This is a genomic window from Arthrobacter sp. P4_F11, assembly GCF_056401395.1.
Window position 1 is genome coordinate 154,094 of record NZ_JBFUJK010000010.1, and the last position, 20,540, is coordinate 174,633.

Genomic DNA, 20,540 nt, shown 5'->3' on the forward strand with positions numbered 1-20,540 from the left:
CCGATGATTCCGCGTCACCCGGCCAGCACTATCAGGATCACCGCCGATCACACATGAACCTGAAGATAGTTCGCAGAACGCACACACCAGCTCTGATCTGTTCGGATTGAATGGGCGTCCACGTCGAATGACACAATTATCTTTCGCGGCGTGTCTGCTCCACCCGGCGCCCAAGCCAGCGGCCGGGGGCCCGATGAGCCTCCCGCGACCCACTGAATTTCAGACGAAAGTGATTGCGTGATGAAAAGCAAAGCCTTGAAGTGGCTGACCACCGTTCCCGTGGCCATCGCCGTGGCGGTTTCCCTTGCAGCCTGCGGCGGCGGTTCGGCCCAGTCAACGGCGTCACCGACGGATGCCCTCCAGGGCAGCGACCAGAAGTCCTTGGACAAGTACACCACCAAGGACGTCACTCCCCTGGACAAGATTGACAAGTCCAAGCTCGGCCTTATCAGCGAGGGAACCCTGACTGTGGGCACCCTTTCGGACGCCCCGCCGAACATCTACATCGATAAGTCGGGCAAGTTCACCGGCTACGACAACGAGCTCCTGCGCGCCATTGCGGACAAGCTGGGCCTCAAGGTGGAGTTCAAGGCGACCGGCTTCGCCTCGCTGCTCGCCCAGGTCCAGAACAAGCAGTTCGACCTCGGGTCCTCCTCGATCTCCACCACCGACGCGCGCCGTAAGACCGTCGGCTTCACCAACGGTTACGACTTCGGCTACATGGCCGTCGTCGCCAAGAAGGACTCCAACATCAAGGGGTTCAAGGACCTGACCAAGGACACCCGCATCGCCGTGGTCCAGGGCACGGTGCAGGATGACTACGTCACCAACACCCTCCAGATCGAACCCGTCCGCTTCGAGGACTACAACACCGCCTACGCCAACTTGAAGAACGGTCAGGTTGACGCCTGGGTCGCTCCGTCCCAGCAGGCCACCGGCCAGGTCAAGGAAGGCGACGGCACGGTCATCGCCGAGTCGGTTGTGAACACCCAGAACTTCACCGCGTACGCCGTGAACAAGGAAAACCAGCCGCTCATTGACGCGCTGAACTCCGGCCTCGACGCCGTGATTGCTGACGGCACCTGGTCCAAGTTGACCAAGGAATGGTACCCGGACCGCGAGACCCCGGCCACGTGGTCCCCGGGCTCCAAGGCCGTCACCGTTCCGAAGTCCTAGTCCATGGATGCACTCGATCAACTCGTAAAGACCTTCTTTGACTGGGAGGCGATGGCAGCCGTCCTGCCGAACATGATTATGTTCGGCCTGCCCAACACCCTGATCCTGGCGGTTTCCTCGGGCGTGCTCGGGTGCATCCTGGGCATGGTCCTGGCCGTCATGGGCACGTCCCGCCTGACGCCGCTGCGGTGGCTCTCCCGGATCTACACGGACATCTTCCGCGGCGTTCCGGCTATTGTCATCATCCTCCTCATCGGCCTCGGGCTCGGACCCATAGTCCGGGTAGCGACCGGATCCACGAACCCGTTCCCGCTGGCCATCTTCGCCCTGACGCTCATGGCGGCGGCCTACATCGGCGAGATCTTCCGCTCGGGCATCCAGAGCGTGGAAAAGGGCCAGCTGGAGGCGTCCCGGGCCCTGGGCTTCAGCTATGGCTCGTCTATGCGCCTCGTGGTGATTCCACAGGGCGTCCGGCGCGTGCTCCCGGCCCTGGTCAACCAGTTCATCGCGCTGATCAAGGACTCGTCCCTGATCTATCTGCTGGGCCTGATCGCCAGCCAGCGCGAGATCTTCCGGATCGGTAACGACGCCGCCGCCAATACGGGAAACCTCTCGCCACTGGTTGCCGCCGCGTTCATGTACCTCATCCTGACCGTTCCGCTCACCCACTTGGTCAACTACATCGACAAGCGCCTGCGCACCGGCCGTCCGGAGAAACGGCAGCCGGACGACGCCGCGGCCCTGATCGGGAAGGGAGCACAGCCATGAGCGAATTCGCCTCCGGCTCGCTGACCGGCAAGAACCTGCACTTGTCCTTCGGCACCAACCATGTCCTCCGCGGCATCGACCTTCATGTCGAGAAGGGCACCACCGCCTCGGTGATTGGCCCCTCCGGCTCAGGGAAGTCCACGCTGCTGCGTGTCATGAACCGCCTGATCGAACCGGATCAGGGCGACATCCTGCTCGATGGCCGCTCGGTCCTGAAGGACAACCCGGACGAGCTGCGCCAGCGGATCGGGATGGTGTTCCAGCAGTTCAACCTGTTCCCGCACAAGACCGTGGTGGACAACGTCTCGCTGGCGCTGCGGAAGCTGCGCAAGCTGCCGGCCGAGCAGGCCCGGGCCGAGGCACTCGAGCAGCTCGACCTGGTGGGGCTCAAACACAAGGCCGACGCCCGTCCCGCCAACCTCTCCGGCGGCCAGCAGCAGCGTGTCGCCATTGCCCGCGCCCTGGCCATGAAGCCGGAGGTGATGTTCTTCGATGAGGCCACCTCCGCCCTCGACCCCGAGCTCGTCAAGGGTGTGCTGGCGCTGATGGCCGACCTCGCCAAGGGCGGCATGACCATGGTGGTAGTGACCCACGAGATGGGCTTCTCCCGCAATGTCTCGGACACTGTGACGTTCATGGACGCGGGCGTCGTCGTCGAGTCCGGTCCCCCGGAACAGATCTTTACCAGCCCTCGGACCGAGCGGCTGCAGGGGTTCCTCGCGGACGTTCTGTAGTTCGCGCCAGCGTCCCGGCAGCTTAAATGACTGATGGCACCCGCAGCGGCGGGTGCCATCAGTCATTTAAGGGCTGAGGCTATGGCTTGGCGCCGGCGGCCGCCTTCGCCGCGGCCGGGAGGGCGTCGAAGATCCGGTTCATCGCGGTGTCGTCGTGGGCGGCGGAGAGGAACCAGGCCTCGAAGACCGACGGCGGCAGGTAGACGCCGGAGTCCAGCATGGAGTGGAAGAACGGGGCGTAGCGGAACACTTCCTGGCCCTGGGCGTCCTCGTAGTTGTGGACACCCCGGGCGCCCGTGCCGAAGGCCACGGAGAACAGGTTGCCTGCGCGCTGGATGGAGTGGTCCACGCCGGCCGCATCGAGTGCGGAGGACAGCGCCGCGGAGAGTTCCAGCGAGCGGGCATCCACGAACGAATAGACCTCGGGGGTGGCGTGCGTGAGGGTCGCGACCCCGGCGGCCATGGCCACCGGGTTACCGCTCAGCGTCCCGGCCTGGTAGACGGGGCCCAAGGGCGCCAGGTAGTCCATGACCTCCGCGCGTCCGGCGAGGGCCGCCGTCGGCATTCCGCCGCCAATCACCTTCCCAAACGTCAGCAGGTCCGGGGTCCACGGCTGGGCGGCACCGGCGGCGCCGCCGGTGAGGCCCCAGTAGCCGGAGTAGCCGGTGCGGAAGCCGGTCAGGACCTCGTCGAGGATCAGCAGGGCGCCGTGTTCGCGGGTGATCCGGGCAAGGCCGGCGTTGAAGCCGTCGCCGGGGGTGACCACGCCCATGTTGGCGGGAGCGGCTTCGGTGATGACGGCGGCAATGCTGCCACCGTGCTTGGCGAAGGCGGCTTCGACGGCGCCGAGGTCGTTGTAGGGCAGCACGAGCGTCTCGGCGGCGGTCGCGGCGGTGACCCCGGCTGAGCCGGGCAGCGCGAGGGTCGCCAGGCCGGAGCCTGCGGCGGCGAGGAGGCCGTCGAGGTGGCCGTGGTAGCAGCCGGCGAACTTGATGATGAGGTTGCGGCCGGTGAAGCCGCGGGCGAGCCGGACGGCCGTCATGGTCGCCTCGGTGCCGGTGGAGACCATCCGGACGCGCTCGGCGGCCGGGACGCGCTCCTTGACGATTGCGGCAAGGTTGGCCTCGTCCGGCGTGGAGGCGCCGAAGGAGAGACCGCGGTCGACGGCGGCGTGCACGGCTGCCAGGACCTCCGGGTGGGCGTGTCCCAGCAGCGCCGGGCCCCAAGAGCAGACGAGGTCGACGTAGTCGGCACCGTCGGCGTCGGTCAGGTAGGCACCCTTGGCGGACACCATGAACCTCGGCGTCCCGCCCACAGAGCCGAAGGCGCGCACGGGCGAGTTCACGCCGCCCGGCATCAGCTGGCGGGCACGGTCGAAGAGTTCCTCGTTGCGAGGCATGCTGGAAGTCATGGTTCCTATTCTTTCAGTTCGCGGCGAAGTCAGTTCGCGGCCAGTTCAGTTGGCGCTCAGCAACGCGGCCACGCGGGGCGCCACTTCGGTGCCGAACAGTTCAATGGAGCGCATCATGGCCGCGTGCGGCAGGGTGCCGTTGCTGTACTTGAGATCAAAGCGGTCCACCCCCAGGTTCTTTTTGAGCAGGGCAATCTTCGCGGCCACGGTTTCCGGTGACCCGACATAGAGGGCCCCCTCAGGCGTACACATCGCGTCGAACTCGCCCCGGCTGGCCGGGCCCCAGCCGCGTTCGGCCCCGATCCGGTTCCGCTGCTGTAGCCAGTGCGGGAAGAACTCCTCGCGGGCTTCCTCATCCGTGGCGGCAACGTGGCCGGGCGAATGCGTGGCCATCTGCTGCATCGGGTGCCCGTACTTGGCCATGGCCTCACGGTAGAGGTTGGCCAGGGGCGCGAAGGACCGCGGCTGGCCGCCAATGATCGCGAAAATGATCGGGTAGCCATACTCGGCGCAGCGCAGCACCGACTCGGGCGTGCCGCCGACGCCGATCCAGGTCGGCAGCAGGTGGTGTTCCAGCGGCGGGTAGACGCTCAGGCCGCTGATGGCCGGCCGGGTACGTCCCTCCCAGTGGACCGGTTTCTGCGCCCGGACCTTGTCGAAGAGCTCGAGCTTTTCCTCGAACAGGACCTCGTAGTCCGCCAGGTCCAGACCGAACAGAGGGAAAGACTCGATGAAGGAGCCGCGGCCCAGCATGACCTCTGCCCGGCCGCCGGAGATGGCGTCCACGGTGGCGAAGCGCTGGAACACCCGTATCGGGTCATCGGAGCTGAGCACTGTCACGGCCGAGCCGAGACGGATGTTCTTGGTGCGGGCGGCCGCCGCGGCCAGGAATACCTCCGGGGCGGAGACCGCGAAGTCGCGGCGGTGGTGCTCCCCCACCGCGAAGGCGTGCAGGCCGATCTGGTCCGCGAGTTCGGCCTGTTCCAGGAGCTGGCGCAGCACCTGGGCGTGCGGGACGGGATGGCCGTCCGGGAAGACCCCGACGTCGCCGAAGGTGTTCAGGCCCAGGAGGATGCGGTTGGGCCCCACCGGCGCGGTGGGTATGGAATTGAGCGGGGCATCCGCGGATTCGGGGGCCGTGTTCATCGGGTTTCCTTCAGCCAGCCGGCGAGCTCGCTCGCCCAGTAGGTCAGCACCATGTTGGCGCCGGCGCGCTTGATGCCCAGGACGGACTCGGTGATGGCGGCCCGGCGGTCGATCCAGCCGTTTGCGGCGGCGGCCTCGATCATCGAGTACTCGCCGGAAATCTGGTAGGCGGCCACGGGGACCGGGCTCATGGCGGCGACGTCGGCGAGGATGTCCAGGTAGCTCATGGCAGGCTTCACCATGACCATGTCGGCGCCTTCGGCCAGGTCCAGGTCCACCTCGAGGATGGCCTCCCGGCGGTTGGCGGCGTCCATCTGGTAGGTGCGGCGGTCGCCGGTCAGCTGCGAGTCGACGGCCTCGCGGAACGGGCCGTAGAACGCGGAGGCGTATTTCGCTGCGTAGGCCACGATGGCGGTGTTGGCGTGCCCGGCGTCCTCGAGGGCCTGCCGGATCACGGCGACCTGGCCGTCCATCATGCCCGACGGGCCCAGGACGTGGGCGCCGGCGTCGGCCTGGGCAACCGCCATCTGGCCGTAGATTTCCAGGGTGGCATCGTTGTCGACATAGCCGTTGGCGTCCAGGACACCGCAGTGGCCGTGGTCGGTGAATTCGTCCAGGCACACGTCGCTCATGACCACGAGGTCGTCGCCGACCTCGGCGCGGACGTCGCGGATGGCTTTGTTCAGCACGCCGCCGGGGTCCAGCGACGCCGTCCCGCGCGCGTCCCGTACGGCGGGGACGCCGAACAGCATGATGCCGCCGACACCCAGCTGGACAGCCTCGGCCGCGGCACGCCTGAGCGAATCGGTGGTGTGCTGCTGCACGCCGGGCATCGAGGCGATCGGGTTGGGCTCACTCAGGCCTTCGCGGATGAAGGCCGGCAGGATGAGCTCCGAGGCTGAGAGCCGGTGTTCGGCCGTCAGCCGGCGCATGGCCGGGGTGGTGCGGAGCCGGCGGGGGCGGTGGGTCGGGAAGCTCATATGGTGTCCTTTGCTGAGGGCTCTGCGGCTGACGGATGCGGTGGGGGCTGCTGGTGGTCAAGAGACCGGACGACTGCGGCAACCAGGCCGGACGCCGTCGGCTCTTCGGCGACGGCGTCGACGCTGAGTCCGAGGGAGGCCGCCTCGGCCGCCGTCGAGCGTCCGATGGCGACGAAACGGCAGGTGCCCAGCGGGCCGATGTCCGCGTGGATGCGGCGGGCGGCGCTCGGGGAGGCGGCGACGACGGCGTGCAGCCGCCCGGCCCCGATTTCGGCTTTCGCCTCGGCCGTGGTGAGCACGGTGGGCGGCGGCGCGTCCTGCCCGGCCGGACTGATCCCCTGCGACATGGTCGCCTGTGGCGGGGCCGGCGGGAATGCGGGCAGCGCCCGCCGCGGATCGGCAGGATAGTCGACGGTGTTGTACGCGGTGACGGCCTGGACGGCCGCACCGCGGGCCTCGAGGCCCTTGCGCAGCCGCGGGTCCGCTATGTCCGCCTGGGGCAGGAGCACGCTGCCTTGGTTCGCGGGCCAGATGTCGAGCAGGCCCGTGCCGGATTGCTGGCCCGTGGGTGCAAGGTCGACGCTGATGCCCCGGGACTCCAGCTCACGGCGGGTCGCCGGGCCGATCGTGGCCACGAGGATGCTGCCGGGCAGCCAGCTACTGAGGGAGGCGCCGCGTTCCGCGGCTTTCGCCTCAAGGGCCTGGACCGTGGTCACGCTGCTGATCACGAGCCACGTGTAGGCCCCGGCGCCGAGGGCGTCGAAGGCGACGTCGAGGGAGTGCTGGTCGCTGGCCTGCTCAAAGTCAATCAGCGGGAGCAGCAGCGGCTCGGCGCCGACACGGCGCAGGGCCGTGACGAGTTCCCCCGCGCGGTCCGGGCTGCGGGCAACCAGCACGCGGGCGCCCTCCGGCACCCTCATGCCGGTTGGGCCGCCCGTGTGGTTGCGGTCGCTGTGCGGTGCCATGAAGTGGTGGATCCGTGGTTCAGGAGGCTGTCAGGTCCGCGATGTCCGCGGCGCCGCGGGCCAGCAGGACTTCCGCCAGCTCGATCCCGAGCAGCGTTGCCCCGACCTCGGTGAGGGCGTCGGTGGCCTTCTTGTCGCGGACGGTTGCCGTGCCGTCGACGGCGCAGACCACCGCTTCGAGGTACAGCATGCTGCCCTTGCGGTAGGCGTAGGCGCCCACCGGGGCGGCGCATCCGGCCTCCAGCCGGGCCAGCAAAGCCCGTTCCGCCGTGACGGCGAGCCGGGTGTCCGGATCATCGAGGGCCGCGAGGGCCTGCGCCAGCACGCCCTGGGAGCCTTCCGTGGACCCTGCCCGGCGGGGGGCGTCGGCGGTGCGGCATTCGATGGCCAGGGCACCCTGCCCGGCGGCCGGCAGCATGATGTCCGTCTCGAGGTATTCGCTGACCGCGTCGAGCCGGCCGATCCGGTGCAGTCCAGCGGCTGCGAGCACGACGGCGTCGAGGTCGTTTGACTTGCCGTCAACGACGGCATCGTTCGTGTTGCCCGACAGCCCGGGGACGCGTCCCAGCCGGGTGTCCACGTTGCCGCGGATGTCGCGGATGTCCAGGTCCGGGCGCACGGCACGGAGCTGGGCCGCGCGGCGCGGGGAGCCGGTGCCGACGCTCGCGCCCCTCGGCAGGTCGGCGAGCTTCAGCCCGTCGCGGGCGCACAGCACGTCCCGGACGTCGACGCGTTGGGGTGTGGCCGCGAGGCTCAGGCCGAGGGCCGGACCGGTCGGGAGGTCCTTGAGCGAATGCACGGCGATGTCGCAGGTGTCCTGCAACAGGGCGTCGCGGAGCGCGGCGACGAAGACGCCGGTACCGCCCATCTGGGACAGCGAGCCTTTGAGGACGTCGCCGTCGGTCCGGATATGGACCAGCTCCACGGGGAACCCGCCGACGGCGGCCAGCTGGTCCGCGGTCTGCTGGGTCTGGGTCAGGGCGAGTTTGCTGGCGCGCGTGCCGATCCGGACGCTCATGCGGTCCCCTGGCCCGCCGCAGCAGCAGCCGCGGCTGCCCTTCCCGCCGCCGCGGGGGCGGCCGGGTAGGGATCGTGTCCGGTCCCGACGGTGGTGTCGGCTCCGGCGATGGTGGGTTTTTCGCCGCGGAAGTTAGCGCAGCAGCCGGGACGGCAGACGTCGTACCAGGGGCCGAGGTTGGTCAGGTGCGGCCGCTCGGCAATATTGTTCGCGACGGTCCGCTCGCAGATGAGGTCCACAAGCCCGGCGACAAACTTGCGGTGCGTTCCGGGCGTGGGGACACGGGTTGCGGCCAGTTCCAGCCGGGCGCAGGTCTCAAGCGCCTCGGTGTCCAGGTCCCAGACCACTTCCATGTGGTCGCTGACAAAGCCCAGCGGCACAATCACGATGCCCTTGACGCCCTGGCCCGCGAGCTCCTCGATGGCGTCGTTGATGTCCGGTTCGAGCCACGGCACGTGCGGGGCGCCGGAGCGGGACTGGTAGACGAGGGACCAGGGTGCGGTCAGGCCGGTCGCGTCTTCCACCCGGCGGATGATCTCGGTACCGGAGGCCAGGTGCTGTGCGGCGTAGGCGGAGTCTTCCTCAAAAGTGCGCGGCTCGCCCTCGGACCGGCCGGCGGCCTCGGCGTCGCGGGTCGGGATGGAGTGCGTCGCGAACAGGATGTGCACGGGGGCGTCCGGGGTGCCGGCCGCGGCCAGCTGGGCACGGACGTCGGCGAGGCCGGCCCCGGTTCCCTCGATGAAGGGTTCCACGAACCCGGGGTGGTCGAAGTACTGGCGCACCTTGTCGACCTCGAGCTTGCCGTCGAGCCCGGTTTCGGTCAGCGCCATGCCGATGTCCTCGCGGTACTGGCGGCAGCTGGAGTAACAGGAGTAGGCACTCGTGGTGAGCATGAGCACCTTGCGGTGGCCGGCGTCGTAGATCTCCTGCAGGGTCTGCGGGATGTACGGGTCCCAGTTGCGGTTGCCCCAGAACACCGGCAGCGCGATGCCGCGGGCTGCAAGTTCGGCCTCGAGGCCGGCCTTGAGCTGACGGTTCTGTCCGTTGATGGGGCTGATGCCGCCGTTGGCGCGGTAGTGGTGCGAGACCTCTTCGAGCCGTTCGTCGGGGATGCCGCGGCCGCGGGTGACGTTGCGGAGGAACGGGATGACGTCCTCCTGGCCTTCGGGTCCGCCGAACGAGGCGAGGAGCACGGCGTCGTACTCCTTGGGGGCCATCCGGCCGGCCTCGGTGACGGTGTTCACGGCGGTTACCGGGGCGGCGGATTCCTGCGGATCGAGCGGGCTCATGCCAGGACCTCGGCAATCTCGGCGGCGGTGACGCGGCGGCCGGTGTAGAAGGGGATTTCCTCGCGGACGTGGTGCCGGGCTTCGGTGGCGCGCAGGTGGCGCATCAGGTCCACGAGGTCCACGAGCTCGGGGGCTTCCAGTCCGAGGATCCATTCCCAGTCGCCGAGGGCGAAGGAGGAGACGGTGTTGGAGATGACCTGGGGGAAGTCGCGGCCCAGCATGCCGTGGTCGCGGAGCATGGCGCCGCGCTCGGCGTCCGGGAGCAGGTACCACTCGTAGGAGCGGACGAAGGGGTAGACGCAGAGCCATTCCGCCGGTTCCACGCCGCGGGAGAACGCCGGGGTATGGTTCTTGGCGAACTCGGCCTCCCGGTGCACGCCCATGGCGGACCAGACGATCTCGGTGCCGGCGAACAGCTTGCTGCGCCGGATGTCCCGCACTGCCCGCTGCAGGGCTTCCGGCCGGGGACCGTGCAACCAGACCATGATGTCCGCGTCGGCCCGCATCGCCGAGACGTCGTAGCTGCCGCGGTGGACAACTCCGCCGTCGGCGAGGCTCTTCATCAGGGCCTCGAAGTCCTCAGCGGCATCGGCGCCGCGCAGGATGTCCGCTGACCGCTTGAATACGGTCCAAAGGGTGAAGAACTGCTCAGTTGAATCTTCGGGCGCCGATGCCCCGGCGACTGATTCTCCGGGGGCTGACATTCCGGTTTTAGTGACAGATTCGGCAGAAGTGTGGCTCATGCATACCAGTCTGCCTCCTCTCCCCAGCTAAGTCGAAAAAAAGCACTTCTACAATGCGTAGAAGTGCTTTATTTCACATGCGGGGCGCGGGAGGTGGGAGGCGGGTCCGCGGGAGGCGAGTCCGTGGGAGGCGGGTCTGCGTGAGGGGCGCGTCCGCGGGGGCGGGTCCTGTCAGCTCCGGCGCATCCGGAGGACCGCGGCGCCGGCGCCGAGCGAGAGCGCCACCAGGCCGATGCCCCAGCCGACCAGCGGGGACAGGCCGGCCGGTTCCAACGTCGAGGTTGCCTCGAGGAAGGAGTTGCCGGAGTGGCCCTTGGCCGGAGCCGGCGCCTGGGTCCAGCCGGCTGTGTTTGAACCCGTTGGGGACGGGTGCGGTGTGGCCGACCTCGAGGCCGTCGCCTGCGCGCCGGCACCGTTGCCCGCGGCCGGCACTGAGGTGCCGGACTGTGGATCGGCGGCCGGGTCGGCGGCCGCGCTGCCCGGTGCCGGCCGGCCGGGGGCCTGTCCGGTGGGGGCAGACCCGGCGGATCCGCCTGCGGCGGGAGCTCCCGGAGCCGGGGCGGCGGGGTCCTGCGGCCCGGCGGGCGGCGCAACCTTCGCGGGCGGGGTGCTCGACGCCGGTGGGGTACTGGTGCGCGGGGCCGTGGGTTCGGGATCGCTGGGCTCGGGGTCGCTGGGCTCAGGGTCGCTGGGCTCGGGGTCGCTGGGTTCCGGGCTGCTGCCGCGCGACGGCGACGGGGAGGACTCGCCCGAGCCGGCGGACGGCGAGGGGCTCGGCGTCGTCGAGGAGCCCAGCAGGCTGTCCAGCACGTCGCCGAGGCCGAGGGTCAGCGAACCCTGCGCGGACGGCGCGGTGGACGCCGCCGCGGACAACCCTGCGGCCGCCTGCGAGGCAGGAGCCCCGACGGTGCCAGCCAGGACGGCCCCGAGCACGACCGCCGCCGCGCCGCTTCGAAGGCCCCGATGGCGGCCGGTCTTCGTTGTTGACACCTTGGACCTGAAAATAAACATGGTCATCGAGCCTAGCCGGAATCGACCAGCAGGAAAAACTTGCAAAAACCGCGAATTTCCGGCACGAAACCGCAGGGACCGGAGGGGTTCAGGGTGCCTTTGGAACCCCTGTGATTCGTGTGACTGAAGGTGGGTTTGGGACTCAGGAACCTCGTTCGGGACAGCCTAATTCAGGCTCACCAAATTCAGCGCACGCACATTGAGGCAACCACATTCAGCGCAGCCACATTCAGCGCAGCCGCGTTCAGGACAACGTTCAGGACAACAGGGCGCGGACCTGCTGCGGGGTGTCGGCCACGATCGCTGCCAGGCCATTGCCGGACAGCCAGCCACCCACCACGGCAAGCGTGCCGTCCGCGGCACAGACGCTCCGGACGGCCGCGATGCGCTGCCTGTGGCCCAGGGACGCAAACGGCAGCGCGCCGGCCCAGCGGACCACGTCCCAATCGGCCACGTCCCCGGCGCCGACTGGCACTGCCAGCAGGACCGACGCATCAGCAAGGGCTGCGCGGAAAAGTTCATCGTCGGAGCGCGGCGCCGCGGCCAGTCCGCCGCCGCGGGACTCGGGCAATGCCCGGGGAGTAACAGCCCCTGGAGCTGCGCTCCGCCCGTAGGAGAGCCGGAGCACATGCCGTCCCGGGCCTGCCTGCTCCGCCAGCCACGCCCATTTGGCGGTGGCGTGCGTCAACGCCTTGGCCTGCACACCCGGGCTCTGCGGCGCAACAAGCACGCCGGTGCCGCGTGGCGCCGCGTCAAGGGCCGGGAGGTCCACTACGAGCGTGACAAGGCTGACGTCGGGTCCGGCATCGGGGCGGTGGCCGGCAAGTTCCGGCAGGGACTCCTCAAGCAGCCCGACGGCGGCGGGACCGTCGACCGCAATCGCGAGGAGCCCGGCGTCGAAAGTGGCCTGGTCCGTGGCCACGCGCCAGCCGTCGGCGGTGCGCCGCACTGACCGGGCCGCGGTGCCGGGCAGCAGGATGACTCCGCGCTGACGCAGATCGGCCAGCAGGGCGGCGACGAGGGTGTGCATGCCGCCGCGAAGGCCGGCGACGGCGGAACCGGCCTTCTGGAGCCCGCCGGCCTGGCCTGCTCCGGACGGTCCGGCTGGTCCGGGGGGGCCGCCCGTGGCGGCCGCCGCTCCCCTGCGCTGGGCCGCGACGGCGGCGGCGAGGGAACCATGCTGGCGGATGCCGGCCCGCAGACCGGGGGCCACCATGTCGACGTCGAGCACCGACGGGTCGGCCGAGTGCACGCCGCCGACCACCGGTGCGACGAGCCGGTCCAGGACCCGCCTGCCCATCCGCCGGCGGACCAGGGCTGACACGCTCGTTGCCCCGTCAGCGGTGCCCAGCGAGGCCGGCAGCACAGCGTCGACGGAGGCGCGGAGGGATCCCAGCAGGCCCAGCGACCGGCGGACTTCCGGGTCCCACGGGCTCGCCGGGATGCCCAGCACACCGGTCTTAGGCAGTTCCCGGGGGCCGTCAGGCAACTGGACCCAGGCCCCGCCGGGGTTCGGCACGACGATCCCGCCGGCCAGCCCCAGCTCCGCGGCGAGATCGGCTACGGCGGCGGTGCGGGTGGCGAAAGACTCCGCACCGCTGTCCAGGGTCAGTCCGGCCACGACATGGCTGCCGACACAGCCGCCCCAGGCCTCGCCGGCCTCCAGGACGGTGGTGCGGACCCCGGCCCGGGCGAATTCCCGTGCCGCAAGCAGTCCGGAAATCCCGCCCCCGATCACAACGGCGGTACCTTCCACGGGAGTCCCGGCGGCGCCTGCGTCCACGCCCCTACTCCGGAGCGATGGAGTGGATGAGTTCGACGACGCGCGTGAGCACCTCAGGGTCCGTCTCCGGCGGCACACCGTGGCCGAGGTTCAGGACGTGCCCGGGCGCCGCGGAGCCGGCCGCGATCACCTCTCGGACGTGGGCTTCGAGGACTTCCCACGGCGCCGAAAGCAGTGCCGGGTCGATGTTGCCCTGCAGCGGGACGGTGCCGCCGAGGCGGCGGTTGGCTTCGTCCAGCGGCAGCCGGTAGTCGACCCCCACGACGTCGACGCCGACGTCGCGCATCGCGACGAGCAGTTCCGAGGTGCCGGTGCCGAAGTGGATCAGGGGTGCGCCCAGGTGCCGGACATGGTCCAGGGCACGGGACGACGCCGGCGCAACGAAGCGCTGGTAGTCGGCAAGTCCCAGCGAACCGGCCCAGGAGTCGAAGAGCTGGCCGGCGGAGGCGCCGGCTTCCAGCTGTGCGCGGAGGAACATCCCCGAGGCATCGGCGGCCCAGTTGGCCAGGGCAGTCCAGGTTTCGGGGTCGGCGTGCATCATGGTGCGCGGGCCGAGATGGTCGCGGGAAGGCTTGCCTTCCACCATGTACGCGGCGAGGGTAAAGGGCGCACCGGCGAAGCCGATCAGCGGGGTGCTGCCGAGCTCGGCCACCGTGAGCCGGACGGCTTCGCGGATGGGCTCCAAGGCCTCCCAGGTCAGCTGCGGCAGGGCGGCAACGTCAGCGGCCGTGCGGACCGGTTTGTCCAGGACGGGTCCGACGCCGGGCACGATGTCCACTCCGACGCCCGCCAGCTTGAGCGGGATGACAATGTCCGAGAAGAAGATGGCGGCATCGACATCGTGGCGGCGGACCGGCTGCAGGGTGATTTCTGAGGCCAGCTCGGGGCGCAGGCACGAGTCCAGCATCGCGACGCCCTCACGGACCTTGAGGTATTCGGGCAGTGAGCGGCCGGCCTGGCGCATGAACCAGACGGGACGACGGGAGGGCTTGCCGCCGCGGTAGGCGGTGATCAGCGGCGAATCCGCGGTGCGGCCGTCCATCAGCGGGTGGCCGGCGTCGAGGCCGCGGGCGGCGCCGTCTGTGGCGGCGCCGTCAATGGCTGCATTGCCGGCTGCGCCGTTGTCGGACGTACTGAATGTGGTCGTGCCGGCACGTGCCGCAGCGCTTGGAGTCATGACTTCGATTGTGCCCAAATTTGTGGCCAAAAGATAACGACAGCCTGTCACGCCGGCTCTGACACCGGCCCCGAGTGCCGCGTCGTGGCGGGAATCACAGGCCAGGGTGCCTGAGCCCACGCCCGGACAGTTGTTCTACACGGGCGCGAAAAAGCTATGATGGTGATGCTGTGGTTCTTTTTTCATTGGTGGCTACACACGCCGACATCGACCTCGAAACCGTTGCTCAGTTGAGCACCGGTGCTTCAGGGATCGCCACATCCGCCCTCGCCGGATCGCCGGCCGTGGCGGGTGCCGTTGTCCTTGCCACCTGCAACCGCCTTGAAATCTACGGCGAAGCCCCCCATCCGGACGCCGTCGCCGCGGCCCGGGCGGCCCTCATCACCCACATCAGCGGCGCCAGCGGACTCAACGATCAGCTCGTCTCCCGCGCCTTCAGCACCCGCACCGGCGCCGAGGTCAGCCAGCACCTCTTCTCGGTCAGCTCCGGGCTGGACTCCGCCGTGGTGGGCGAACGGGAAATTGCCGGGCAGGTGCGCCGCGCCTTGATCACGGCCCAACACGAGGGCACTGCCAGCTCCGGCCTGGTCCGGCTGTTCCAGGCCGCGTCCAAGACCGCGAAGGACGTCGGTGCCCAGACGGCGTTGGGTTCGCGCGGGCTCTCCATCGTCTCCGTGGCCCTTGACCTCGCCACGGACCTGTCGGAAAACCCGGACTGGTCCGCCAAGAAAGCCGTCGTCTTCGGGACCGGCGCCTACGCCGGTGCCACCATGTCCCTGCTGCGGGAACGTGGCTGCACCGATGTCTTTGTCTATTCCTCCTCCGGCCGCGCCGCCGGCTTCGTCGCCACCCGGGGCGGCACGGCACTGAACGAGGACACGCTTCCGGGCGCAGTTGCCGCCGCCAACGTCATGATCGGCTGCAGCGGCTCCGACAGCCGGGTCGAAGCGGACGAACTTGCCCGGATCCGGGCGAACTCGCCCCAGCCGCTGATCGCGATCGATCTCGCTTTGACCCATGACTTCGACCCGGCGGTCGGCGACCTCGACGGCGTTGAACTGCTTACGCTGGAATCGGTCCGGCTGGCCGCACCGCAGGAACAGGCCGAGTCGCTCGAACAGGCCAGCAGCATCGTGGCCGGGGCGGCCAGCGCCTTTGAGCAGGAGCGCGAGGCCAGGAGCGTCGACTCGGCGATCGTCGCCTTGCGCCGCCACACGATGAACGTCCTGGATGCGGAAATGGAAAAGGTCCGGGCCCGGCACGGCTGCACGGCCGCCGCCGAAGAAGTCGAATTTGCCCTGCGCCGCATGGTGAAACAGCTTCTCCACGTCCCCACCGTCAGGGCCCGCGAACTGGCCTCCAACGGACAGCAGGACGCCTACATTGCCGGTCTTGAGGCGCTGTACGGCATCACGGTGGAGCCCACCGCCGGCGCAACGGTTGCAGGTGCCGCCGGTTCCGGGGCCGCGTGCCCCGTGGACCACAACGCCGCTGTCCACAACCCCGGTGTCCATAACCCCGGCGACCCGAGCCCCGCAGCGGGCGACATCCGCGAAACCGCGTAGCTGCCCCGCGCCTCCCCGCACCGCGGCTTATCCCTGGATTATCCGGGGAAAGCGTTGATCCCGGTCATTTCGGCCGACACCTGCCAGAGCCGTGTGGCCGCCTCCCGGTCCACCGCGTGGGCATCCACTCCCCTGATCCTGGCTTCGGGCGATCCCGGCACCGTGGCTTCGGCGATGTCGCAGTCCTCGCAGTAGACGCCGCCCATTCCTTCGAGCGCCGGCGCCGTCGCGGCCCAGACCGAGGTGGCGGCGCCCTGCGCGGGTGTCTTGAACCGCGGGTCGAGTTTGCCGTGCTCGTCCATCCAGCCCGCGGCGATCATTTCCTCCCGCGGCAGGTGCCGTTGCAGCTCCGTCATGATCCCGCCGGGATGTACTGCGAAGGCGCGCACGCCAAAGTTCCGACCCAGGGCATCGAGCTGGACGGCGAAGAGCGCGTTCGCCGTCTTGGCCTGGCCGTAGGCACGCCACTTGTCGTAGCCGGCGTCGAAATTGATGTCATCGAAGCGAATGGCCGAGAGCTTGTGGCCGGTCGAGGACAGCGAGACCACGCGGGCTCCCTGCGCCGCGGCAAGCGCCGGCCACAGCAGGTTGGTCAAGGCAAAATGGCCCAGGTGGTTCGTGGCGAACTGTGATTCCCAGCCGGGTCCCACCCTTTGCTCCGGACTTGCCATGATGGCGGCGTTGTTGATGAGGATGTCCAGGCTGCGGCTTGAGCCCGGCGCCGCGCCAGGTGCCGTTCCGGCCGCCGCGCCAGGTGCCGTTCCGGCCGCCGGGCCAGGTGCCGTTTCGGTCGCCGGGCCGGCCAGGAAGCCGGCGGCGAACGCCTTCACACTGGCCAGGTCCGCAAGGTCCAGCTCGGCGACGCTGACGCCGCCGCCAGCCGTTGCCGGCGTCAGCCCCGCCGCGGCCAGGACGTCGCGGGCATGCTCGGGCCGCCGGGCCGGCACCACGACAGTGGCGCCGGCGGAGGCCAGCGCCCGCACGGTCTCCAGGCCCAGCCCCGAGTAGCCGCCCGTGACAATAGCGGTCTTCCCGGTCAGGTCGATGCCGGCAATGACGTCGGCCGCCGTCGAATCCCGGCCGAACCCGGAGCCAATCTTGCGCTGGGACGTCACTGTATTTTCCTGACTCACGGCATTTTCCTGGCTCACGGCGTCTTCCTCTTTCACGACATTTTCCTCGCTCATGACCAAGCCTTTCGTTTTAGGGCGCCGCTCGGCGGAGCGTGTTGTGCGGTATCGCGGCCTTGCTGGCCATATGGCCCGCCAAGGCTCAGTACACCGGTTTCCCGGGCTCCACGTCCCTTACCCAGGCGAGAATGCCGCCTTCGAGGTGGCTGACGCGCCCGTACCCGGCGGCGCGGGCCGCGGACAGGACGGCGGCGGATCGTGTTCCGGCCTTGCAGTGGAAGACAATTTCGGCATCCTGGGGCAGTTCCTGCCACGCCTCGCCGGCAAGGATGCGGCTTTGCGGGATCAGCTCCGAGCCCTCAATGCGGACGATTTCGTATTCTCCCTGCTCCCGCACGTCCACGAGGTGGAAGTCCTTGAGGCCGGCCTTGCGGGAGGCCAGCATGGTGGCGAGCTGGGTCGCCGTCACGGTGTGCTCGGTACCGGCATCCGCCGTTGGAGTGATCCCGCAGAAGGCCTCGTAGTCGGTGAGTTCGGTGATTCGTGCTGCCGCCGGGTCCTTGGTCACCTTGATCTCGCGCCAGGTGCCGCCCAGCGCGTCATAGAGCGCCAGCCGGCCCAGCAGGGACCGGCCGACGCCGGTGATCAGTTTGACCGCCTCGGTCACCATCAGCGCTCCGACGGCGGCGCACAGCATGCCGAACACGCCGCCTTCGCCGCAGGACGGCACGGATCCGGGCGGCGGCGCCTCCGGGTAGAGGTCCCGGTAGGTGGGCCCGAACTGTTCCCAAAAGACGCTGACCTGGCCGTCGAAACGGAAAATCGATCCCCAAATGTAGGGCTTGCCGAGGATGGCGGCGGCGTCGTTGACGAGGTAGCGCGTGGCAAAGTTGTCGGCGCCGTCGAGGATCAGGTCGTAGCCGGCAAAGAGTTCCAGTGCGTTGGACGCGTCGAGCCGGACGTTGTGGAGCCGGACATCCACGAGCGGGTTCAGGGCCGTAATGGCGTCGCGAGCCGACTCGATTTTCGGCCGGCCCACATCCGCGACACCGTGGATGATCTGGCGTTGGAGGTTGCTGAGGTCGACGTCGTCGTCATCGACGATGCCAAGGGTGCCGACCCCCGCGGCGGCGAGGTAGAGCAGGGCCGGGGAGCCGAGGCCACCGGCACCGATCACCAGGACTTTCGCGTTCTTGAGGCGTCGCTGGCCGATCGCGCCGATCTCCGGAATGATCAGGTGCCGCGAGTAGCGTTCCACCTCGTCCGGACTGAGGTCCGCAGCCGGGTCGACCAGCGGTCCGGGCTGCGGACCCAGCTTCGTCTGGGGGGTTGCGGGGGCACCGGCGGCGGTGAACTTGGAAGCCATACTTCAATCTATGCCCGAAGATACCACCAGGTCATATTACCCGCGCGTAAGGTGTAATTGAGTGCAAGGTAGTTCAGTACAAAATGCAGACGATTGCCATTGCGCGCAATGGGGTGAATTAAGGGAAAGAAGGCCGACAGTGGTTCATCAGGCACCGTTGGAGCGGGACGAGTCCGGCAAGCCGACGGCAGTGCAGCCGCGGAGCGGGCAACGTTCGGCCCGCCTCCCCCGCGACGAACGCCGGGCGCAGCTGCTGGCGGCCGCGCAGGAAGTTTTCGTGGCGAACGGCTACCACGGTGCCGCCATGGACGAGATCGCCGAGACCGCCCACGTCAGCAAGCCGGTGTTGTACCAGCACTTCCCCTCCAAGCGGGACCTCTACCTGGCTCTGCTGGACAGCCACCTCAGCAAGCTGACCGACCTCCTGCTTGGCGCCCTGAACTCCACCACAGACAATGACGAGCGCGTCCAGGCCGTCATGCGCGCCTACTTCCGCTTCATCGCGCACGACGACCAGGCCCACAGGCTCGTCTTCGAGTCGGACCTGATTAACGATCCCGACGTCAGCGCGCGGCTGGAAACGTTCAACAAGACCTTCGCCGACGCCGTCGCGCACGTCATCGCCGAGGACACCAAACTGCCTGAGCTGGAGGCCCAGCTGCTGGGCCGCGGACTCGCTGGCATGGCCCACGTGAGCGCACGGTATTGGCTGGAAACGGACGGGAACCTGGATCTCGATGTAGCCAGTGACCTCATCTACCGTTTAGCTTGGCGCGGAATCTCCCGCTTCCCCAAAGAGACCTAGACTACAACTAGAGATTGACCTTAGACATTTTTTGGACGTTGATTGGCTGGGAGGCCTTGCTGTGGAAGTAAAGATTGGTATTCAAAACATTGGCCGCGAAATTGTCCTCGAATCGGCGCAGGATGCCGAAGCCGTCGCCAAGGTAGTTGGCGACGCGATCGCCAAGGGCAGCGAACTGCGGCTGACGGACGACAAAGGCCGCCTGGTGATCGTCCCCGCCAATGTTCTGGGCTACGTGGAAATCGGCGCAGAAGAGGCCCGCCGCGTCGGCTTCGGTGCCCTCTAGCCCCGTTCTTCCCACCACCGTTCCTTCATCGCAGTTTCTCCATCGTGAGGTGTCCTGAATGCTTTCCCTGATTGTGGTCGCCATGGTGACCGTGGCTGCGGGTTTCGTGGTGTGGGCCAACGACAAGCGCCACCAGAAGTACGGCGTCGCCGTCCCCGCGGGAGTTGCTGCATCCGTCGGTATGCTCAGCTGGATCATCTTCATTGCGGCCGGATTCGGCTACCAGCCGGGCCTGACCTGGATCCCGTGGATTCTGCCGATGGTCCTGGGCACTGCGGCCTCGATCGCGGCCGTGGTGTACCTCGGCAAGGCCCGGACGCGGCAGGACACCGAGCGGCTCACCAGCATCCTGAAGCTCTAGCTCTTTATCCCCGCGCAGCTGTTTTCCGCGCGCAACCGTGACCACGCACCCAACGGGGTGCGTGGTCACAGTTCGTTTGGGGTTCGGCCGGGTGCACCGCACCGGAGTCACTCCGAGGCGGAACCGTGCCCATCACTTTTGTCGGAGCCCTCAAATAGACTCGAGCCATGGAAGCCGTCAGGGATTTCATCAGGGATCTCACCGCCTGCGAGGACGAGGCGCAGGGCACGGACCGGGGTGCAGCCCCGGTCGGGCAATCCGGTCTGGACGCCGCCCTGACCGCGCTGCGGGCTGTGGGTTCGACGGCGGTGGAGGATGCGGGGTCGTGGGGATTCCGGGCCGCGTCGGACTTCGCCGGCAGCGTGGAGGAAGTCTCCCGCGCGGTGGAGTATCTGCAGCTCGTCGCGGCGGCCGCCGTGGACCGGACCAGGAAGCAGTCCGCCGCCGCGGGCACGGGGGCTGTAGCGGGGGCGGTCACCGCGTGGACCACCGGCTGGCGTGAGAGCCCCGCCGGGTGGCAGACCGGCGCACCCGGAACCGTGGAACCCGCCGGCACTTCCTTGGCCTCGGATCCTTCCGGCACGTCCTTGTCCTTGGTTCCCTCCGGCACGTCTGTTGCGGCTGCTCCCGCCGGAACCCCCGGAACGGGTGAGTCGGCGGTGCCGGAATCGGTGCTGGATGACGGGTACCGGAACACGGTGGAGTTCCTGCGGGCGCGGCTGCGGATCGGCGCCGCGGAGGCCAGGCGCCGGCTCGGCCTGGCCGACACGCTGCTGCCCCGGCAGGGACTCGGCGGCCGGCCCATGGCGCCCGTGCACCCGGAGCT

At 68.9% G+C, this 20,540-nt stretch carries 19 protein-coding genes and 1 pseudogene; 8 read left to right on the plus strand and 12 right to left on the minus strand.

Annotated elements, in window-relative coordinates; all coding sequences use genetic code 11:
* Positions 1-240 precede the first annotated feature (240 nt).
* The 3 genes from AC1DRO_RS13065 to AC1DRO_RS13075 are packed head-to-tail and all read left to right on the plus strand — an operon-like array spanning position 241 to position 2,678.
* Positions 241-1,176, plus strand: a complete 936-nt coding sequence (locus tag AC1DRO_RS13065; protein WP_028277187.1) for an ABC transporter substrate-binding protein — start codon at positions 241-243, stop codon at positions 1,174-1,176.
* Positions 1,177-1,179: 3 nt separating this feature from the next.
* Entirely contained in the window at positions 1,180-1,944 is a 765-nt protein-coding gene (locus AC1DRO_RS13070; protein ID WP_028277188.1) for an amino acid ABC transporter permease, read from the plus strand.
* A complete protein-coding gene (locus AC1DRO_RS13075) occupies positions 1,941-2,678 on the plus strand; it encodes an amino acid ABC transporter ATP-binding protein (protein WP_028277189.1) in 738 nt (245 codons plus the stop codon). The genes AC1DRO_RS13070 and AC1DRO_RS13075 overlap by 4 nt, the downstream gene beginning before the upstream one ends.
* Positions 2,679-2,757: 79 nt before the next feature.
* On the opposite strand, the gene hemL is transcribed toward AC1DRO_RS13075, so the two are convergent.
* The 10 genes from hemL to hemE all read right to left on the minus strand — a co-directional run bounded on the left by hemL (position 2,758) and on the right by hemE (position 14,201).
* A complete protein-coding gene (hemL, locus tag AC1DRO_RS13080; RefSeq protein WP_476951118.1) occupies positions 2,758-4,089 on the minus strand; it encodes a glutamate-1-semialdehyde 2,1-aminomutase in 1,332 nt (443 codons plus the stop codon).
* A gap of 45 nt (positions 4,090-4,134) precedes the next feature.
* Complete coding sequence (locus AC1DRO_RS13085; protein WP_476951119.1) at positions 4,135-5,235, minus strand: LLM class flavin-dependent oxidoreductase; 1,101 nt, start codon at positions 5,233-5,235, stop codon at positions 4,135-4,137.
* Complete coding sequence (gene hemB, locus AC1DRO_RS13090; protein ID WP_476951120.1) at positions 5,232-6,215, minus strand: porphobilinogen synthase; 984 nt, start codon at positions 6,213-6,215, stop codon at positions 5,232-5,234. The genes AC1DRO_RS13085 and hemB overlap by 4 nt, the downstream gene beginning before the upstream one ends.
* Positions 6,212-7,180 (minus strand): uroporphyrinogen-III synthase, encoded by a 969-nt coding sequence (locus AC1DRO_RS13095; RefSeq protein WP_476951121.1) that lies wholly within the window; start codon positions 7,178-7,180, stop codon positions 6,212-6,214. Before AC1DRO_RS13095 ends, hemB begins: the two co-directional genes overlap by 4 nt.
* 19 nt (positions 7,181-7,199) lie before the next feature.
* The gene (hemC, locus tag AC1DRO_RS13100) at positions 7,200-8,198 is read right to left on the minus strand and encodes a hydroxymethylbilane synthase (protein WP_476951122.1); all 999 of its coding nucleotides are present in this window, start codon (positions 8,196-8,198) and stop codon (positions 7,200-7,202) included.
* On the minus strand, positions 8,195-9,487 hold the full coding sequence (locus AC1DRO_RS13105) for a ferrochelatase (protein ID WP_476951123.1): 1,293 nt from the start codon (positions 9,485-9,487) through the stop codon (positions 8,195-8,197). The genes hemC and AC1DRO_RS13105 overlap by 4 nt, the downstream gene beginning before the upstream one ends.
* On the minus strand, positions 9,484-10,230 hold the full coding sequence (gene hemQ / locus AC1DRO_RS13110; RefSeq protein WP_476951124.1) for a hydrogen peroxide-dependent heme synthase: 747 nt from the start codon (positions 10,228-10,230) through the stop codon (positions 9,484-9,486). The genes AC1DRO_RS13105 and hemQ overlap by 4 nt, the downstream gene beginning before the upstream one ends.
* A gap of 171 nt (positions 10,231-10,401) precedes the next feature.
* Positions 10,402-11,241 (minus strand): hypothetical protein, encoded by an 840-nt coding sequence (locus tag AC1DRO_RS13115; RefSeq protein ID WP_476951125.1) that lies wholly within the window; start codon positions 11,239-11,241, stop codon positions 10,402-10,404.
* A gap of 256 nt (positions 11,242-11,497) precedes the next feature.
* On the minus strand, positions 11,498-13,024 hold the full coding sequence (locus AC1DRO_RS13120) for a protoporphyrinogen/coproporphyrinogen oxidase (RefSeq protein ID WP_476951126.1): 1,527 nt from the start codon (positions 13,022-13,024) through the stop codon (positions 11,498-11,500).
* Between the two features lie 4 nt (positions 13,025-13,028).
* Entirely contained in the window at positions 13,029-14,201 is a 1,173-nt protein-coding gene (hemE, locus tag AC1DRO_RS13125) for a uroporphyrinogen decarboxylase (protein ID WP_476943551.1), read from the minus strand.
* A 170-nt stretch (positions 14,202-14,371) separates the two neighbouring features.
* On the opposite strand from hemE, the gene AC1DRO_RS13130 reads away from it, so the two are divergent.
* Complete coding sequence (locus AC1DRO_RS13130) at positions 14,372-15,766, plus strand: glutamyl-tRNA reductase (protein ID WP_476951127.1); 1,395 nt, start codon at positions 14,372-14,374, stop codon at positions 15,764-15,766.
* Positions 15,767-15,804: 38 nt separating this feature from the next.
* On the opposite strand, the gene AC1DRO_RS13135 is transcribed toward AC1DRO_RS13130, so the two are convergent.
* A complete protein-coding gene (locus AC1DRO_RS13135; RefSeq protein WP_476951128.1) occupies positions 15,805-16,953 on the minus strand; it encodes an SDR family NAD(P)-dependent oxidoreductase in 1,149 nt (382 codons plus the stop codon).
* A gap of 85 nt (positions 16,954-17,038) precedes the next feature.
* On the minus strand, positions 17,039-18,262 hold the full coding sequence (gene moeB / locus AC1DRO_RS13140) for a molybdopterin-synthase adenylyltransferase MoeB (protein ID WP_476951129.1): 1,224 nt from the start codon (positions 18,260-18,262) through the stop codon (positions 17,039-17,041).
* Between the two features lie 157 nt (positions 18,263-18,419).
* On the opposite strand from moeB, the gene AC1DRO_RS13145 reads away from it, so the two are divergent.
* The 4 genes and pseudogenes from AC1DRO_RS13145 to AC1DRO_RS13160 form a co-directional block, all read left to right on the plus strand.
* A complete protein-coding gene (locus AC1DRO_RS13145) occupies positions 18,420-19,067 on the plus strand; it encodes a TetR/AcrR family transcriptional regulator (protein WP_279294506.1) in 648 nt (215 codons plus the stop codon).
* Between the two features lie 61 nt (positions 19,068-19,128).
* Positions 19,129-19,353: a DUF3107 domain-containing protein gene (locus AC1DRO_RS13150; protein ID WP_028278253.1), complete on the plus strand. Its 225-nt coding sequence runs from the start codon at positions 19,129-19,131 to the stop codon at positions 19,351-19,353.
* Positions 19,354-19,411: 58 nt separating this feature from the next.
* Entirely contained in the window at positions 19,412-19,714 is a 303-nt protein-coding gene (locus AC1DRO_RS13155) for a hypothetical protein (protein ID WP_079552845.1), read from the plus strand.
* 167 nt (positions 19,715-19,881) lie between these two features.
* Positions 19,882-20,540 (plus strand): annotated as a pseudogene (locus tag AC1DRO_RS13160) (hypothetical protein); the annotation flags it as partial.

Bases quoted from the DNA above. Each gene is read 5' to 3' on its own strand.
- AC1DRO_RS13075 (WP_028277189.1), top strand. From the start codon at position 1,941: ATGAGCGAATTCGCCTCCGGCTCGCTGACCGGCAAGAACCTGCACTTG.
- AC1DRO_RS13095 (WP_476951121.1), bottom strand. From the start codon at position 7,180: ATGGCACCGCACAGCGACCGCAACCACACGGGCGGCCCAACCGGCATG.
- AC1DRO_RS13085 (WP_476951119.1), bottom strand. From the start codon at position 5,235: ATGAACACGGCCCCCGAATCCGCGGATGCCCCGCTCAATTCCATACCC.
- hemQ (WP_476951124.1), bottom strand. From the start codon at position 10,230: ATGAGCCACACTTCTGCCGAATCTGTCACTAAAACCGGAATGTCAGCC.
- AC1DRO_RS13135 (WP_476951128.1), bottom strand. From the start codon at position 16,953: ATGAGCGAGGAAAATGTCGTGAAAGAGGAAGACGCCGTGAGCCAGGAA.
- AC1DRO_RS13115 (WP_476951125.1), bottom strand. From the start codon at position 11,241: ATGTTTATTTTCAGGTCCAAGGTGTCAACAACGAAGACCGGCCGCCAT.
- hemL (WP_476951118.1), bottom strand. From the start codon at position 4,089: ATGACTTCCAGCATGCCTCGCAACGAGGAACTCTTCGACCGTGCCCGC.
- hemC (WP_476951122.1), bottom strand. From the start codon at position 8,198: ATGAGCGTCCGGATCGGCACGCGCGCCAGCAAACTCGCCCTGACCCAG.
- hemB (WP_476951120.1), bottom strand. From the start codon at position 6,215: ATGAGCTTCCCGACCCACCGCCCCCGCCGGCTCCGCACCACCCCGGCC.
- AC1DRO_RS13155 (WP_079552845.1), top strand. From the start codon at position 19,412: ATGCTTTCCCTGATTGTGGTCGCCATGGTGACCGTGGCTGCGGGTTTC.
- AC1DRO_RS13065 (WP_028277187.1), top strand. From the start codon at position 241: ATGAAAAGCAAAGCCTTGAAGTGGCTGACCACCGTTCCCGTGGCCATC.
- AC1DRO_RS13070 (WP_028277188.1), top strand. From the start codon at position 1,180: ATGGATGCACTCGATCAACTCGTAAAGACCTTCTTTGACTGGGAGGCG.
- moeB (WP_476951129.1), bottom strand. From the start codon at position 18,262: ATGGCTTCCAAGTTCACCGCCGCCGGTGCCCCCGCAACCCCCCAGACG.
- hemE (WP_476943551.1), bottom strand. From the start codon at position 14,201: ATGACTCCAAGCGCTGCGGCACGTGCCGGCACGACCACATTCAGTACG.
- AC1DRO_RS13105 (WP_476951123.1), bottom strand. From the start codon at position 9,487: ATGAGCCCGCTCGATCCGCAGGAATCCGCCGCCCCGGTAACCGCCGTG.